General features: G+C 72.9%; 10 protein-coding genes and 1 riboswitch. Of the genes, 6 read left to right on the top strand and 4 right to left on the bottom strand.

Going from position 1 to position 14,659, the window contains the following annotated elements:
• Positions 1-62 precede the first annotated feature (62 nt).
• A riboswitch (FMN riboswitch) is annotated at positions 63-190 on the bottom strand.
• Between the two features lie 449 nt (positions 191-639).
• Positions 640-945 (bottom strand): antibiotic biosynthesis monooxygenase family protein, encoded by a 306-nt coding sequence (locus ACFVVX_RS08205; RefSeq protein WP_387942737.1) that lies wholly within the window; start codon positions 943-945, stop codon positions 640-642.
• A 132-nt stretch (positions 946-1,077) separates the two neighbouring features.
• Here ACFVVX_RS08205 and ACFVVX_RS08200 point away from each other — a divergent pair, with 132 nt between their 5' ends.
• Entirely contained in the window at positions 1,078-1,773 is a 696-nt protein-coding gene (locus ACFVVX_RS08200; protein ID WP_387942735.1) for an MSMEG_1061 family FMN-dependent PPOX-type flavoprotein, read from the top strand.
• Between the two features lie 131 nt (positions 1,774-1,904).
• Positions 1,905-2,324, top strand: coding sequence for an HIT family protein (locus ACFVVX_RS08195; protein ID WP_387942733.1), 420 nt, complete (start codon positions 1,905-1,907; stop codon positions 2,322-2,324).
• 16 nt (positions 2,325-2,340) lie between these two features.
• Here the strand turns inward: ACFVVX_RS08195 and ACFVVX_RS08190 are convergent, their stop codons facing one another.
• Complete coding sequence (locus ACFVVX_RS08190) at positions 2,341-3,852, bottom strand: alkaline phosphatase family protein (protein ID WP_387942937.1); 1,512 nt, start codon at positions 3,850-3,852, stop codon at positions 2,341-2,343.
• A 399-nt stretch (positions 3,853-4,251) separates the two neighbouring features.
• Complete coding sequence (locus tag ACFVVX_RS08185; protein ID WP_387942731.1) at positions 4,252-5,025, bottom strand: GntR family transcriptional regulator; 774 nt, start codon at positions 5,023-5,025, stop codon at positions 4,252-4,254.
• Positions 5,026-5,297: 272 nt separating this feature from the next.
• Here ACFVVX_RS08185 and ACFVVX_RS08180 point away from each other — a divergent pair, with 272 nt between their 5' ends.
• Positions 5,298-6,398 (top strand): glycoside hydrolase family 19 protein, encoded by a 1,101-nt coding sequence (locus tag ACFVVX_RS08180; RefSeq protein ID WP_387942729.1) that lies wholly within the window; start codon positions 5,298-5,300, stop codon positions 6,396-6,398.
• Between the two features lie 263 nt (positions 6,399-6,661).
• Entirely contained in the window at positions 6,662-7,750 is a 1,089-nt protein-coding gene (locus tag ACFVVX_RS08175) for a serine hydrolase domain-containing protein (RefSeq protein ID WP_387942727.1), read from the top strand.
• Positions 7,751-7,898: 148 nt separating this feature from the next.
• Here ACFVVX_RS08175 and ACFVVX_RS08170 read toward each other — a convergent pair whose 3' ends face one another.
• Complete coding sequence (locus tag ACFVVX_RS08170; protein WP_387942725.1) at positions 7,899-8,429, bottom strand: GNAT family N-acetyltransferase; 531 nt, start codon at positions 8,427-8,429, stop codon at positions 7,899-7,901.
• A 308-nt stretch (positions 8,430-8,737) separates the two neighbouring features.
• Between ACFVVX_RS08170 and ACFVVX_RS08165 the strand changes: the two genes are divergently transcribed.
• Together ACFVVX_RS08165 and ACFVVX_RS08160 are read left to right on the top strand one after the other, a co-directional pair.
• Positions 8,738-9,922, top strand: a complete 1,185-nt coding sequence (locus ACFVVX_RS08165; RefSeq protein ID WP_387942723.1) for a thiolase family protein — start codon at positions 8,738-8,740, stop codon at positions 9,920-9,922.
• Between the two features lie 1,000 nt (positions 9,923-10,922).
• Positions 10,923-14,552, top strand: a complete 3,630-nt coding sequence (locus ACFVVX_RS08160) for a SpoIIE family protein phosphatase (RefSeq protein ID WP_387942721.1) — start codon at positions 10,923-10,925, stop codon at positions 14,550-14,552.
• Positions 14,553-14,659 lie beyond the last annotated feature (107 nt).

Here is a 14,659-nt window from a genome sequence, read left to right as displayed (position 1 = left end):
TCCTCCCGTCGCACACCTTCCCGAGGTCCACCGGGGGACCACGGGCACTGCTCTTCGTCCGCCGCGCACACCTCCCATCCGGACTTTAACCGTCGGTCCAGGAATTTCACCTGGTCAACCGGCCGCTGGCTGCGGACGGGTCGCGGACTGTAACCGCCGGTTCGGATTTTCACCGACCCCGGAGTGCGCTGAACGTCACTGCTACTTCTGACGTCATTGTGCCATGGTCCGCACAGGCCCAGGGAGAGGCTTCCGCTGTGGTCTGTTTCACGCGACGGGCGGGAATGCGCCGGGGTGCGCTCGGCCGCGTCCCCGTCGCCTCCCGCCTTGGCACGACCGGCACTCGGGGATCCGACGCCACAGCCCGCCACGGCGGTGCCGTCGTCGCAGGTCGGCGACCCGGTCGCCGATGCGGTGGGCGGAGGTCCGCGCGATCGCGGCACCCCGGGCGCTCCTCCCGCATCGGCACACATCGGCACCTATCTGTGTGCGGCACTACAGGTGTTGGCTTGTCCGGCTCGAACATTCCTCGCACTCTGGAAGAAGGGCGACCGGCGCGGGGCGGGGGCCGGGGCGGCGCGGGGGGGGGGGGCAGGATCGGGCGGGCCTGCCCGGACAGGCCGCTCGGGAAGCCGCGCGTCAGGCGGTCGGGATGGGTGTGAAGTGGGTGACCTCCGGCGGGTGCGCGAGATAGCGGAGCTCGCCCTCCGACCAGACTGGGCGGATCCGCCACATCGGCCCGGCGTATCCGCGCAGGGCGGCCTCGTCGCGCCAGCGGCTCACCACGAGCACGCGGCGGCCGTCGTCGGTCACCGACTGCATCAGCTCACCGCCCAGACAGCCGTCCGTTCGCCTGAGCTCGGGGATCACCCGGCTGGTGAGCAGCGCGCAGAACTCCTCGATATGGCCGGCCATGACCTGCCCGGCCCAGATCCTGATGATCACGGCCGCCACCTCCCGCGAAAGCGCGTCCCTGGCCCCCATTATCGGCGGAAAACCGCTGGTGGGGAGGGTCTGGCCGGGCTTTCCCGGACAGTGGCCGGAGGGCTCGGGAGGGCGCTCGGCTAGATTCCCGGTATGACCAGCACATCGGAAACTGCCGTTCCGTCAACCAGCCCGTCGGGCGCCCCCGGGAGCCTGTTCGCGGCTCTCGGCGAGAGCGCCGTCCGGGATGCCGCGAGCCTGCGGGAGATCTACGAGCAGCCGGGCGACCACGCCCGCCGCAAGCAGGTGGACCACATCCACGAGGTGGCACGGCAGCTGATCGCCTGCTCCTCGCTGGTCTTCGTGGCCAGCGCCGACGCCGCCGGGCGGTGCGACGTGTCGCCGCGCGGCGGGCCGGCGGGGCTGGTGTCGGTGCTGGACGAGTACACGCTGGCCGTTCCGGACGCCACCGGCAACAAGCGGCTGGACACCCTGCACAACATCGTCGAGACGGGTCGGGCCGGGTTGATCTTCGTGGTGCCCGGCCGGGACACCACCCTCCGGGTCAACGGGCGGGCCTGCGTCTCCACCGACCCGCGGCTGCTGGAGCAGCTGACGGCCGTCGGCAAGCCGCCGCGCAGTGCGATCGTGCTGGCGGTCGAGGAGGTCTACGCGCACTGCCCGAAGGCGTTCCTGCGCAGCTCGGCGTGGAAGCCGGAGAACTGGCTCGGCAAGGACGAGCAGCCCAGCTCGGCCGAGATCACCCTCTCGCATCTGCGGGACCCGTCGCTCACCGTGGAGATGATCGAGCAGACCGAGCGGGAGTCGCTGCTGTACCGGTACGAGTGAGAGTGACCACGCGGGGTGCGCGCGGGGCGGGGTGGCCCGCGCCGGCGCCCGCCCGCACCCGGGTCGCCGCCGGACGGGTGAAGCGGCGCCGACGGCGTGCCAGGGCGGCGGGCGGCGGCTTGAATGGGCGGATGGACTGCGTGTTCTGTGCGGTGGTGGCGGGCGGGGAACCGGCCCACCGGGTGCTGGACGACGAGGTGGCGGTGGCGTTCCTGGACCGGCGGCCGCTCTTCCCCGGCCATGTGCTGGTCGTCCCGCGGGCCCACCACCGCACGCTCGCCGACCTGCCGGCGGCGGAGGTGGGCCCGTTCTTCCTGCGGGTGCAGCGGGTGGCCGCCGCCGTGGAGCGGGGGCTCGGCGCGGCGGGCAGCTTCGTGGCGGCGAACAACCGGATCAGCCAGTCGGTGCCGCACCTGCACGTCCACGTGGTGCCGCGCAACCCGAAGGACGGGCTGCGCGGCTTCTTCTGGCCGCGCGGGCGGTACCCGGACGAGGCGGGCGCGGCGGAGGTCGCCGAGCGGCTGCGGGCCGCCCTCGCCGAGCCCGGGTGACCGCCGCCGCGCGCTGTCAGCCCACCCGGACGTTGTCGAGCACCCAGTACCAGTTGTTGTCGCCGGTGTAGCGGAAGCGCAGCCGCAGGCCGGTGGCACCGGCCGGGACGGCGAGGGCGAGCGTCTGCGGGCCGTTGACCTGGGTGGTGTAGGTCTTGACGACGGTCGGCGTGCCGCCGTCCCAGACCGCCAGGACCTGCGCGGTCTGGCTGCCCTCGGGCTGGTAGTAGGTGGTGTACGAGACGTTGACCGTGCCGAGCCCCGCCACCGGGTAGGACGGGCTGACCAGGGTCGAGTCGTAGCTCCCCTTGAAGGTCTTGTCGGCCCACTCGTCGGAGTCGGCGACCGCGAAGACGTTCCGGGAGCGGACGTTCAGCTCGCGGTTCTGGTCGCGCTGGGTCTTGGTCCAGAACTCGTCGGTGGTGAAGCTCCAGCCGCGCCACTCGGCGATGCCGCCGGTGCCCATGGCGGAGTTGTCGACCGACCAGCCGCTCGGCGGGGTGTGGGTGAAGCCGAGGGTGCCGGCGGCGATCCCGGTCTCGTCCACCCGGCCGGTGAGCTGGGGGCGCAGCGCGTCGAAGGCGTCCGGGACGAGGCTGCCGATCGGGCTGCCGTCGAGGCCCCAGGCCGGGTCGACGGCGATGCCGAGGTGGGCCAGGGCGGTGGGCGCGAGGTCGACCATCCGGACGTCGTAGCGGACCGAACCGGCCGGGAGGCCACCGCCGTTGGCGATGACGAAGGTCTGCCGCTCGCTCCAGCTGGAACCGCCGTGGCCGCCGGTGTCGGTGTGGCCGTGGTCGGCGGTGACCATGATCAGCCAGTCCTCCTGGGCGTAGCCGGCCCGGCCGCCGACGGCGGCCACCAGCTGGCCGACCTGGGCGTCGACGCCGCGGATCGCGTCCAGATAGGCCTGGCTTGCGGCGCCGCTGGAGTGGCCGGCGTGGTCGACGTTGTCGAGGTGGACGAGGACGGCGTCCGGGTTGCCGTCCCGCAGGAGGGCGACGGCGCGGGAGGTGGTGCCGGTGTCGTACTCGGCGGACGGGGTGGCGATGCGGGTGTCGACGCTGCCGGAGCAGATGGTGGTGGCCACCGGCGCCCAGGACGCGATCACGTGGGTGGAGCGCGCGGGGGCGGCCGTCTCGATGCGGGTGAGGAAGTCGGGGTAGGCGGCGAAGGCCGGGGCGGTGAAGTTGTTGTCCCGGACGTTGTGCTTGTCGGGCCAGACGCCGGTGGCGACGGTGGACCAGCCGGGGCCGGAGGCGGTCTCGGCCATCGGCTTGGCGTAGAGGCTGCTGGCGGCGGTGAGGCCGCCGGCCATCAGGGCGTTGAGGTTGGCGGCGCCGGCGTCCTTGATGCGGTTGAGCATGGTGCCGTCGAGGCCGATGAGCAGGACCTTCGGCGTGCGGGCTGCGGCGGCGGCGGTGGCCGGGGTGGTCGCGGGGGTGGCCGCGGTACCGGTCGCGGCGGCCACGGCGCGGCCGGCCAGCGGGCCGGTGGCCAGCAGGGCGGCGGCGGTGCCGAGGAGCAGTCCTCGGCGGGGGATGCCCGCGGGGCGGGTTCCGGTGGTGCGGGGTTCGGTGGCGGGGATTCCGGGGGCGGGGGTTCCGGCGGTCACGTCGTCTCCTGGGGCTGCGTCATGGAGCGGAAGGGGAGCAGAAGGGGGAGCGGTGACAACGGTCGGAGCGGCGGGTGGCCGGAGGTCGCCCGGGTTTCGTCCCGGGCGTGAACAGCGCCCGAATTCGGTCCAGACCCGTTACCTTTTGGTGATCAACTGGGGGCGGCGGGTCGGGTCGGGGCGGTGACCGGTGGGGCGGCGGGCGGGGCCGGGGCGGGCGCGGTGCGGCGGGGCCGGGGCGGGGTCGGCGATGGGGCGCGGCAGGCTCGGCGGTGCGGTGCGGCGGGCTCGGCGGCGCGGCGGGGAGCGGTCTCAGTCGGCGGCGAGGTGGGTGGTGAAGCTGAACCGGTCACCGCGGTAGAGCGAGCGCACCCGCTCCACCGGGACTCCGGCCGCGTCCCTGGTCAGCCGGTGCAGCAGCAGCATCGGCAGCGCGGGCGGCGTGCCGATCAGCAGCGCCTCCCGCGGCGAGGCGAGGACCGTCTCGATCCGCTCGTCGGCCGCGCCGAAGGCGATGCCCGCCCGCTCCTTGAGGAACGCGTAGAACGACGACTCGGGGTCGAACTCCCGGTCCAGCCCGGGCACCCTGGCCACCGCGAGGTACGTGCTCTCCAGTCCGACCCGCTCACCGTCCGCCAGCAGCACCCGCTCCAGATGCCAGACCGACTCCCCCACCGCGAGCCGGAGTTGGCCGGCCAGGTGGACATCGGCGGCGATCCGCTCCAGGCCGATCAGGTTGCGGCCCGGGGTGCGCCCCTGGCGGCGGACGCCCTCGGTGTAGCTGGACAGCGACAGCGGCTGCTCCAGCTTGGGCCCGGCCACCACGGTGCTGCGGCCGCGCCGGCGGACCCGCCCCTGGATCAGCAGGTCGCGCAGCGCCTGGCGCAGGGTCTCGCGGGCCACCTCGAAGCGGGCGGCCAGCTCGCGCTCGGTCGGCAGTACGCCGTCCTCGCCGAGCTCGTCGAGCAGCGCCTCCAACTGCCCCTTCACCGTGTAGTACTTGGGCACCCGGCCGTGCTCCGGGATGCCCGACCGGATCGGCCCGCCGGGGCCGGGCAGGGCGGCGGAGCCGGGAGTGTCGTCCATTCGGACATCCTCGCAGACCCAGCCGATTCCGGCCGAATCCGGCACGACCGGGGCCGCATCACCCCGCAACCCCTTGACAGGTATAGACCATTCCGCTTGAGTCTGGGTCAGCCCCGTCGTCACCGGCGCACCGGCCCGCACCCCGGTCGGCCCGTCCCCCACGACGTGCCCGCGCGCCGCAACCCCCGACGAGGCCCGGCCCCCCTGCGCCGAACGTTCCTTCCTCCCTTCCTCCACGACCGTGCGGCCCCCACCGCACAAGGGGTGATGAAGTGTCCACGAAACGCCTACTCGCGCTGCTCTCCGCCGTGGTGACCGCACTGGCGGTCGCGCTGCTGCTGCCCGCCTCCGCGGCCAACGCGGCGGCCTGCGCCGCCCCCTGGAACGCCTCCACCGCGTACACCGGCGGTGCGGCCGTCTCCTACAGCGGGCACAACTGGTCCGCCAAGTGGTGGACCCAGAACGAAGCCCCGAGCACCGCCGGCACGGGCGTCTGGGCCGACCAGGGCACCTGCGGCGGTGGCGGCCCGACCTCCCCGACCCCCACCTCGGGCACCTGCTCCTACCCGGACTGGGTCGCCGGGCGCACCTACACCACCGGCACGATCGTGCACTACACCAACGGCGGGCTCTACCGGGCCACCCACGACAACCCGGGCTACGACCCGGTGATCAGCACCTGGTACTGGGAGCCGTACAACTGCGGCTCGACGCCGACCGCCACGCCGACCTCGACCCAGACCCCCAACCCGGGCGGATTCCCGGTCAGCGAGGCACAGTTCCAGCAGATGTTCCCGAACCGGAACCCCTTCTACACCTACCAGGGCCTGATCGACGCCACCGCCGCCTTCCCCGCCTTCGCGCGCACCGGCAGCGACACCGTCCGCCGCCAGGAGGCCTCGGCCTTCCTCGCCAACGTCAACCACGAGACCGGCGCGCTGGTCTACGTGGTCGAGCAGAACACCGCCAACTACCCGCACTACTGTGACAGTTCGCAGCCGTACGGGTGCCCGGCCGGGCAGGCCGCGTACTACGGGCGCGGGCCGATCCAGCTGAGCTGGAACTTCAACTACAAGGCGGCCGGCGACGCCCTGGGCATCGACCTGCTGCACAACCCGAACCTGGTCCAGACGGACCCGGCCGTCGCCTGGAAGACCGCGCTCTGGTACTGGAACACCCAGACCGGCCCCGGCACCATGACCCCGCACAACGCCATGGTCAACGGGTACGGCTTCGGTGAGACGATCCGCAGCATCAACGGCTCGCTGGAGTGCAACGGCGGCAACCCCGCCCAGGTGCAGAGCCGGATCAACGCCTACCAGAGCTTCACCCAGATCCTCGGCACCGTCCCGGGCTCCAACCTGAGCTGCTGACCTCGCCGATCGGAGGGCGGGGGCCGGGCGACCGGCCCCCGCCTGTCGGGGCCGGGTCGGCCGGGCCGGGGTCGCTTGGGCCCTGGTCGTTTGGGCCAGGGCCGTTCGGGCCGGCGTCGTTCGGGCCGGGTCGGCAGGTGCGCAGGCCTTCGGCGGTCGCTCAGGTATGCCGGTTGGCATACGCCTGTGGGCGGACCGGCGGGGAGCGGAATCATCGCTACGGCTGACGACCGGGCAGGTTGCGGGCGCCTAGGCTCGCAGGCATGAGCGATCTTGGCAGCCTTGTCCAGCAGACCGCCGACCGGCTCGCGGGCCAACAGGTCGGTGTGGTCGTCGCCGGGCTGGCCGGTGACGCGGTGGAGATCCGCGGCGCCGGCCGCACCGGTACGGGCCCGGCCGCCGGCGTGCCCGGAGAGCACACGCTGTTCGAAGTCGGCTCGGTGACCAAGGTGTTCACCTCGCTCGTCCTGGCCCGGCTGGTCACCGCCGGATCGGCCTCCCTGGACGAGCCGCTCGCCGACGTACTGCCGTCCGGCTCCACCGTCCCGAGCAAGGGCGGCACGGCGATAACGCTCCAGCACCTCGCCACCCACTCCGCCGGACTGCCCCGACTGCCCGCGGGGATGCTGCTGCCGGCCCTGCTCAACCCGCGCAAGCCCGACCCGTACGTCCACTGCACCGGCGAGGCCCTGCTCGCCGGGCTCGCCCGGACGCGACTTCACACCGCGCCCGGCCGCGGCTTCCGCTACTCCAACCTGGGCGCCGGACTGCTGGGCCTGGCGCTCGCCCACCGGTCCGGCATCGGGTACGGGGAGCTGGTGACGCGGGAGATCGGCGAGCCGCTCGGGCTCGCCGACACGGTGATCGAGGTGAGCGAGGAGCAGTCGGCCCGGCTCGCCCAGGGCCACAGCCCACGCCGACGGCCCGTGCCCCGCTGGAACCTGGCCGACCTGGCAGGCGCCGGGGCGCTGCGCTCGACCGCCGCGGACCTCGCGGTACTCCTCCGCGCCCAACTGGCCTCCGGCCGTGGCGAAGGCGGACCGGGCGAGGGCGCCCCGGGCGAGGGCAGCCCGCTCGCCCCCGCGATAGCACTCACCCGCGAGGTCAAGCACCGGGTCAACCCCTTCGCCTGGGCGCACTTGGGCTGGCTCGGCCACCGCCTGCACCCGCACCAGGGCGGCCACCTGCAGATCTGGCACAACGGCGGGACGGGCGGCTTCGCCTCCTTCGTCGCCTTCGACCCGGAGAAGCAGGTGGGCGTGATAGCCCTGGCCAACACCCGACGCTCGGTCGACCCGGCGGGTACGGCCCTGCTGCGTACCCTGCAGAACGACTACGCGACCGCCGGGTAGGCCTGCGGCACGGGCTGATCGCCCGTCGCCTCACCCGCCCGTCGGCTCATCCGTCGGCTCACCCGTCGCCTCATCCACCGCCCGCCGGACCTCCGGCGGGCGGTCCGACGGCGGCGGGTTGCTCACCCATGTCGGACCTTGTCAGGCCCTATCGGGTGAGGGGCGACGGGTCGCCCGCGGCCAGCCGGCGGACCAGCACCCGGGTGGTGCTTCCGTCGTCCTCTTCCACGTCCTGGACATGCTCGAACCCGATCCTGTCCAGCAGGGCCAGTGAGGCCGTGTTCGGCGCGGCCACGGTGGCGTAGACCCTGGTCAGTCCGAGCGTGCCGAAGCCGTAGGCGGTGATCGCCTCCGCCAGCTCGGTCCCCAGACCGGATCCCCAGGCCGCTGGCGCCAGGGCGTAAATGATCTCGTGGCCTCCGGTGACGTCGGTCGGCTTGATCTCGGCATGCCCGACCAGGAGTCCGTCCCGGCGAACAGCCCAGACGTCGAAGAGGTCCTGGGCATAGACCTTCGTGAAGATCCGCCCGAACAGGGCCCGGTCCGCCGCTTCGGAAGCAGGGCCGTCGCCCATCCACCGCGACACGCTGGTGTCCTGGAACAGGGCCACGAAGCCCTCTTCATCGGCGGGGACGTAGGGCTCCAGGAGCAGCCGCTCGGTGCGCAGAGTCGGGGTCACGGACGGCGACGCTACCCACGCGACAGCGCGGTCGGCAAACACTTTCCCTGGCACCGGCGCCGGTACCGGCGCTCCCCTCCCGCCGTCCCGCCGCCCAGTCCCCGGACGGTCCGGCCGACCGGAGTCTCCGGGCGACAGCCGGGGTGCCGGAGCGCACCAGGAGCAGTGGCCCGGGCCACATCTTCGGGTGGTTGGAATTCCAAACCCACCAACTCTATAGTGGGTTTGCTTTTCCAACTGAGCTCGACGTTTGGGCTCAGTTGACCCGTCACCACCCACCCGGCACCACCCAGAGGAAGGCGGCCGTCATGCGTGACGCCGTGATCGTCGAAGCCGTCCGCACCCCCATCGGCAGGGGCAAGCCGGGAGGGGCCCTCTCCGGCGTCCATCCGGTCGAGCTGCTCGCCCACACCCTCCAGGCCCTGGTCGGGCGCAGCGGGATCGACCCGGCGCTGGTCGACGACGTGATCGGCGGCTGCGTCGACCAGGTCGCCGAGCAGGCCGTGAACACCACCCGGAACGCCTGGCTGGCGGCCGGGCTGCCCGAGTCCGTCCCGGCGACCACCGTCGACCGGCAGTGCGGCTCCTCCCAGCAGGCCGCCCACTTCGCCGCACAGGGGGTGATCGCGGGCGCCTACGACGTGGTGGTCGCCTGCGGGATCGAGTCGATGAGCCGGGTACCGATGTGGTCCAACGTCCCTCCGGGGGCGGACCCGTTCAGCGCGGCGATCGCCGCCCGCTACCCCGGCGGGCTGGTTCCGCAGGGCATCAGCGCGGAACTGATCGCCGCCAGGTGGTCGCTCTCGCGCGAGGCGATGGACGACTTCGCCGCCGGCTCGCACGCCAAGGCCGCGCACGCCCATGCGGCCGGGCTGTTCGGGCCGGAGCTGGCCCCGGTCGCGACGCCCGACGGCCTGGTCACGATGGACGAGTCGGTCCGCCCCGGCACCACGCCCGAGGTGCTCGCCGGCCTGCGGACGGCGTTCGCGGACCCGGGCTTCGGCGAGCGGTTCCCGCAGATCAACTGGTCGGTGACGGCGGGCAACAGCAGCCCGATCAACGACGGCGCCTCGGCCGTCCTGATCACCAGCAGCGAGACGGCGGCGCGACTGGGCCTGCGCCCGCTGGCGCGGCTGCACTCCTTCGCGGTCACCGGTTCGGACCCGCTGCTGATGCTGACCGGCGTGCTGCCCGCGACCGAGAAGGTGCTGCACCGCTCAGGCCTCTCCCTGACGGACATCGACCTGTTCGAGGTGAACGAGGCCTTCGCCAGCGTGGTGCTGACCTGGCTGAAGGAGACCGGCGCAGACCCGGCGAAGGTCAACGTCAACGGCGGTGCGATCGCGCTCGGCCACCCGCTGGGCGCCAGCGGGACCCGGCTGATGACCACCCTGGTGCACGCGATGCGCGAGCGCGGCGCCCGCTACGCGCTGCAGACCATGTGCGAGGCGGGCGGCCTGGCCAACGCCACCATCCTGGAGACGCTGGACTGACGCCGGGCCGCTCCTCCGGGCCGCTCTGCCGGGCCGCTTCTCCGGGCCACTCTGCCGGGCCACCGGCGGCCCCGTCCGCGCACCGCCGTTCCGCGGTCGCCGACTCGGCCTTGGCCTTGGCCTTGGCCTTCGCTTCAGGCGCCATCCCCGCCACCCGACCCTGTCCGTACCCCGCGCCCCCGCTGCGTCCGGCAGGGCGAATCCGCCGACGGCGACCCAGCTGCCATCGGTTCACCGGCCGGAATCGGTTCAGGCAGCTCGGCCGGGAGGGCCTAGAGGACGGTGCGCCCCGCGCCTGCTCCCCGATCCCCTGGCCCCCCGACTCTCCGGTCCCCGGCTCCCCGGATTCGGTCCCCCGGATTTCCAACCGACCGACCCACCCCCATGACGTTCCGGAGTAGGAAGTCGACCCAGCCGACTTCCTACTCCGAAGCGGTTCCAACGGCAGAAGAATATGTAGACCGGTCTAGAGACTTTGTGCATCCGGGCGCCAAATATAGAGATCGGTCTACATATTCTTCGAACCCTTGCGGCTGAATCAGTAGACCGGTCGACATATTTACCGCCCAGCCCAGGTCACCCCGTCGCGGCGGAGGAGGCAGAGGCAAGGGCGGAGGAGGCGGCGAAGGCAAGGGCGGAGGAGGCGGCAGAGGCAAGGGCGGAGGAGGTGAGGGAGGCGGGGGTTGGGGCGGAGGAAGCGGGGAAGCGAGAACGGGGGCTGGGGCGGCGGAGGCGGTGGCCGGCGATCCAGCCCGGCGCGGCGGTGGCGCAAGGAGGCGGCGCTCCTGCCCGCCGCTCGTGCGGGAGCTCCCGCCGAACTGCCTGCTGGACCCCCTGCCGGAGGGGCCGTTCCCGGAGGGCCGGGCCGGCACGGAGAGCGGTTCGCCGGGGCAGCGTGGGAAGATGGCAGGGCTGATGGGAACGATCTCCGGGCGGTTCTCTGGCTATGGTGAACGAGCAGCGAGGTGCCGGTCGGGGGCCGCACCAGGACGCCCTGTTGATGGTGCCGATCGCGACCGCGCTGATCGAGGCCGACGGCCGCATCCTGCACTGGAGCAGTGACGCGGAGGCCCTGCTCGGCTACTCCGCCAAGGAGGCGATCGGCGCGCGGGCCGCACAGCTGCTGGCCACGGACAGCCAGCGGCCAGAGATCCTGGAGCTGTTCCAGGGCATTCTGGACGGCCGTGGCTGGTCCGGCGTCTTCCCGGTCCGGCACCGGGACGGCCACCACGTGAACCTGGAGTTCCGCACCCATCCGATCTCAGGTCCCGGCGGCGCCCCGCTGGTGCTGGCCGTCGCATCGGACGTCACCACACTGCTCCGGATCCAGGCGGATCTGGCCGTCCTCGACGGCTTCTTCACCCAGTCGCCGGTCGGCATGGCGGTGTTCGACTCCCGGCTCGCCTTCGTCCGGCTGAACGAGGCGCTCGCCCGGGTCAACGGCCTCAGCGTCGAGCAGCATCTGGGCCACACCCTCAGCGAGTTGCTCCCGGGGATCAACGGCGAGGAGAGCGAGGCGGTGATGCGGCAGGTGCTGGAGAGCGGCGAGCCGGTCATCGACGCCCGCTCGCACGGCCGCACCCCCAACGATCCGGAGCACGACCACGCCTGGTCCGCCTCCTACTTCCGGCTGGAGGAGCCGGGCGGCGAGGTCCTGGGCGTCAGTTCGACCCTCATCGACATCACCGAACGGTTCCGCGCGGACGCCCGTGCCGCCCGGGCGCAGGAGCGGCTGTCCCTGCTCGTCGACGCCACCACGTCCATCGGCACCACGCTCGACCTGCGGCAGACCGCGCGTGAACTGGCCGACGCGATGGTGCCGAGGGTCGCCGACATCAGCGGCGTGTTCGCGCTGGAGGTGCTGGTCTCGGGCCGCAACGTGGAGCCGCTGGACCCCGCCGTCCCCCAGCTGGTGCGCCGCCTGGCGCTGGCCACCGACGACCCGCTGTACCCGGCGGACGCGCTACCCGTCGAGGCGGTGTACGAGGTCGCGCCGGACTCGCCCTACGCGCGGGCGATGACGAGCGGGCGGACGGTCGTGGTGCCGTCCTGGGAACTGCCGATGCTGAGCGAGGGGATCACGGAGAGCCGCCGCCAGGCCTATCTCGGCGACCGCCCGCGCTCGGTGCGGATCACCCCGCTGGTGGCCCGCGGCACCACGCTGGGCATGGTGGTGTACTCCCGGCGCGGCGAGCGGGAGTCGTTCGTCGCGGCGGACATCACCCTCGGCGACGAGTTGGCCTCGCGTGCCGCCGTCGCGATCGACAACGCGCGGCTCTACCTGCGCCAGCACCAGACCGTGCTCGCCCGCCAGCAGGCGCTGCGCGAGGCGAAGGCCGCGCAGGAGCGGCTGGCGCTGGTCAACGTGGCGTCCACCCGGATCGGCACCACGCTCGATCTCGCCCAGACCGCCCTGGAGTTGGCGCAAGTCGCGACACCGAGGCTGGCCGACACGGTGGTGGTCGAGGTGCTCGACGACCTGGTGCGCGGCGAGCGCGAGGCCCGGGTGCAGAAGGACGGCTCGGCGGTGCTGCGGCGGATGGCGTTCCACTCGGCACAGGGCTCCACGCTGGAGCCGATCGCCCGGACCGGCGGCGTGCAGCGCTTCCAGCCCGGATCGCCGTACGCCTGGAGCCTGGCGAACCGCGCGCCCGTACTGGTACCGCGGATGGACGAGGCCGGAATGGCCTGGTTCGCCGACGACCCGGTACGGCAGTCGGCCGTACGGAAGCAGAACGTCCGCTCCTTCATGGTGGTGCCGCTGATCGCCCGCGGTGCACCGGTCGGCGTCGCGGGCTTCTACCGGACGGTGGTGGAGCGCCCGTACGAGGAGGAGGACCTGGCGCTGGCCGGGGAGTTGGCGGTCCGGGCAGCCGTGTCGATCGACAACGCGCTGCTGTTCACCCGGGAGCGCGACGCCGCGGTGGCCCGCCAGCGCGCCCTGGACGAGGCCTGGGCGGCCCAGCAGCGGCTGTCGCTGATCAACGAGGCCAGCACCCGGATCGGCACCACGCTCGATCTGCACCGCACCGCCGAGGAGTTGGTGGAGGTGGTGATCCCCCGCTTCGCCGACTTCGTCACCGTCGACCTGCGCGACGCGGTGCTCAGCGGCGAGGAGCCCGGCCCGATGCCGCACGACGGCTCGGTGCTGATGCGGGCGGTGGCCGTCGGCGAGTTGGGCCCCGAGGGGACGATGGCCGCGGCGGCGGACCAGATCGGCGAGACCTCGATGTCCGCGCAGGTGTACGCGGAGAGCCTGCGGACCGGGCGGTCGATCCTGGTGTCCGAGGTGGACGAGGCCGCGCTGCGCCGGATCGTGGCCTCACCGGACCGGGTGCAGCCGGGCCTGGACGCCGGGGTGCACTCCTACCTGATGGTGCCGCTGCTGGCGCGTGGACTGGTGCTGGGCGGCGCCGAGTTCATCCGGATCCGCAACCCGCTGCCGTTCGGTCCGGCGGACCGGGCGCTGGCCGAGGAGTTCGCCGCCCGGACCGCCCTGGCGATGGACAACGGCCGGCTCTACCGGCGCGAGCGGGACACCGCACTGATGCTCCAACGCAGCCTGCTCCCCCAGGAGATCCACCGCACACCGGGGTTGGAGATCGCCTACCGCTACCTGCCGAGCAGCGTGGTCAGCGAGGTCGGCGGCGACTGGTTCGACGTGGTGCCGCTCTCCTCCGGCCGGGTCGCCCTGGTGGTCGGGGACGTCATGGGCCACGGCATCCGGGCCGCCGCCACGATGGGCCAACTCCGGACGGTGGCGAGGACGTTGATCACCCTCGACCTGGACCCGACGCGGGTGCTGCACCGGCTGGACGAGGCGACGACGGCGATCGGCGAGGGCCAGTTCGCCACCTGCGTCTGCGCGGTGTACGACCCGGTGGACCGGCTCTGCACGGCCGCCTGCGCCGGCCATCTGCCGCCGGTCCTGGCCGATACCGAAGGGCGGGCCGAACTGGTCGAGATGCCGCCCGGGGCACCCCTCGGCGTCGGCGGAGTGCCCTTCGAGAGCGTCGAGTTCACCCTCCCCGAGGAGGGCATCCTGGCGCTCTACACCGACGGCCTGGTCGAGCGGCGGGGCCGCGACCTGGACACGGGCCTGCAACTGCTCTGCCGCACGATCGCCAACCGGCGCGGCTCGCTGGAGCAGACCTGCGACGCGGTGCTCGCCGAACTCACCGGCCGCACCAGCGAGGACGACATCGCGATCATCCTGGCGCAGGTCCAGCCGGTCGGCACCGACCGGATCGCCACGCTGCCGCTGACCGGCGACCACGCCATGGTCGCGCACTCACGCCGGTTCACCCGCGAGACGCTCGCCGCCTGGGGACTCGACGCGCTCGCCGACTGGGCCGAACTCCTCACCAGCGAGCTGATCACCAACGCCCTGGTGCACGCCGGATCCCCCACCCAGCTGCGGCTGTTCTGCAACCGGGTGCTCACCATCGAGGTCGCCGACCAGGAGAGCGAGGCACCCCGGATCCGGCGGGCCCGGGAGGAGGACGAGGGCGGGCGCGGCATGCACCTGGTCAACGAGCTGGCACACCGCTGGGGCAGCCGCCGCACCCGGGACGGGAAGGTGGTCTGGTTCGAGCTGGAGCTTCCACCGGGGCTCTCCACCGACTACTAGGGTTCCGTCCGGCCACTCCGCCCGGGTTGTGACCTCTGGCGACAACCGGCGGTTGTCGGTACTCCCCCGCGGTTGTTGGACCGCCCGGGCGCCACCGGATTGGCTTG

Source organism: Kitasatospora sp. NPDC058170 (assembly GCF_042883905.1).
Taxonomy (GTDB): domain Bacteria; phylum Actinomycetota; class Actinomycetes; order Streptomycetales; family Streptomycetaceae; genus Kitasatospora.
The sequence above is the reverse complement of the archived record's forward strand: the minus strand, read 5'-3'. Positions and strand labels throughout refer to the sequence as shown.

Excerpts from the sequence above, each read along its gene's own strand:
- ACFVVX_RS08200 (WP_387942735.1), top strand. The coding sequence starts at position 1,078 with ATGACCAGCACATCGGAAACTGCCGTTCCGTCAACCAGCCCGTCGGGC.
- ACFVVX_RS08195 (WP_387942733.1), top strand. The coding sequence starts at position 1,905 with ATGGACTGCGTGTTCTGTGCGGTGGTGGCGGGCGGGGAACCGGCCCAC.
- ACFVVX_RS08185 (WP_387942731.1), bottom strand. The coding sequence starts at position 5,025 with ATGGACGACACTCCCGGCTCCGCCGCCCTGCCCGGCCCCGGCGGGCCG.
- ACFVVX_RS08175 (WP_387942727.1), top strand. The coding sequence starts at position 6,662 with ATGAGCGATCTTGGCAGCCTTGTCCAGCAGACCGCCGACCGGCTCGCG.
- ACFVVX_RS08165 (WP_387942723.1), top strand. The coding sequence starts at position 8,738 with ATGCGTGACGCCGTGATCGTCGAAGCCGTCCGCACCCCCATCGGCAGG.
- ACFVVX_RS08160 (WP_387942721.1), top strand. The coding sequence starts at position 10,923 with ATGGTGCCGATCGCGACCGCGCTGATCGAGGCCGACGGCCGCATCCTG.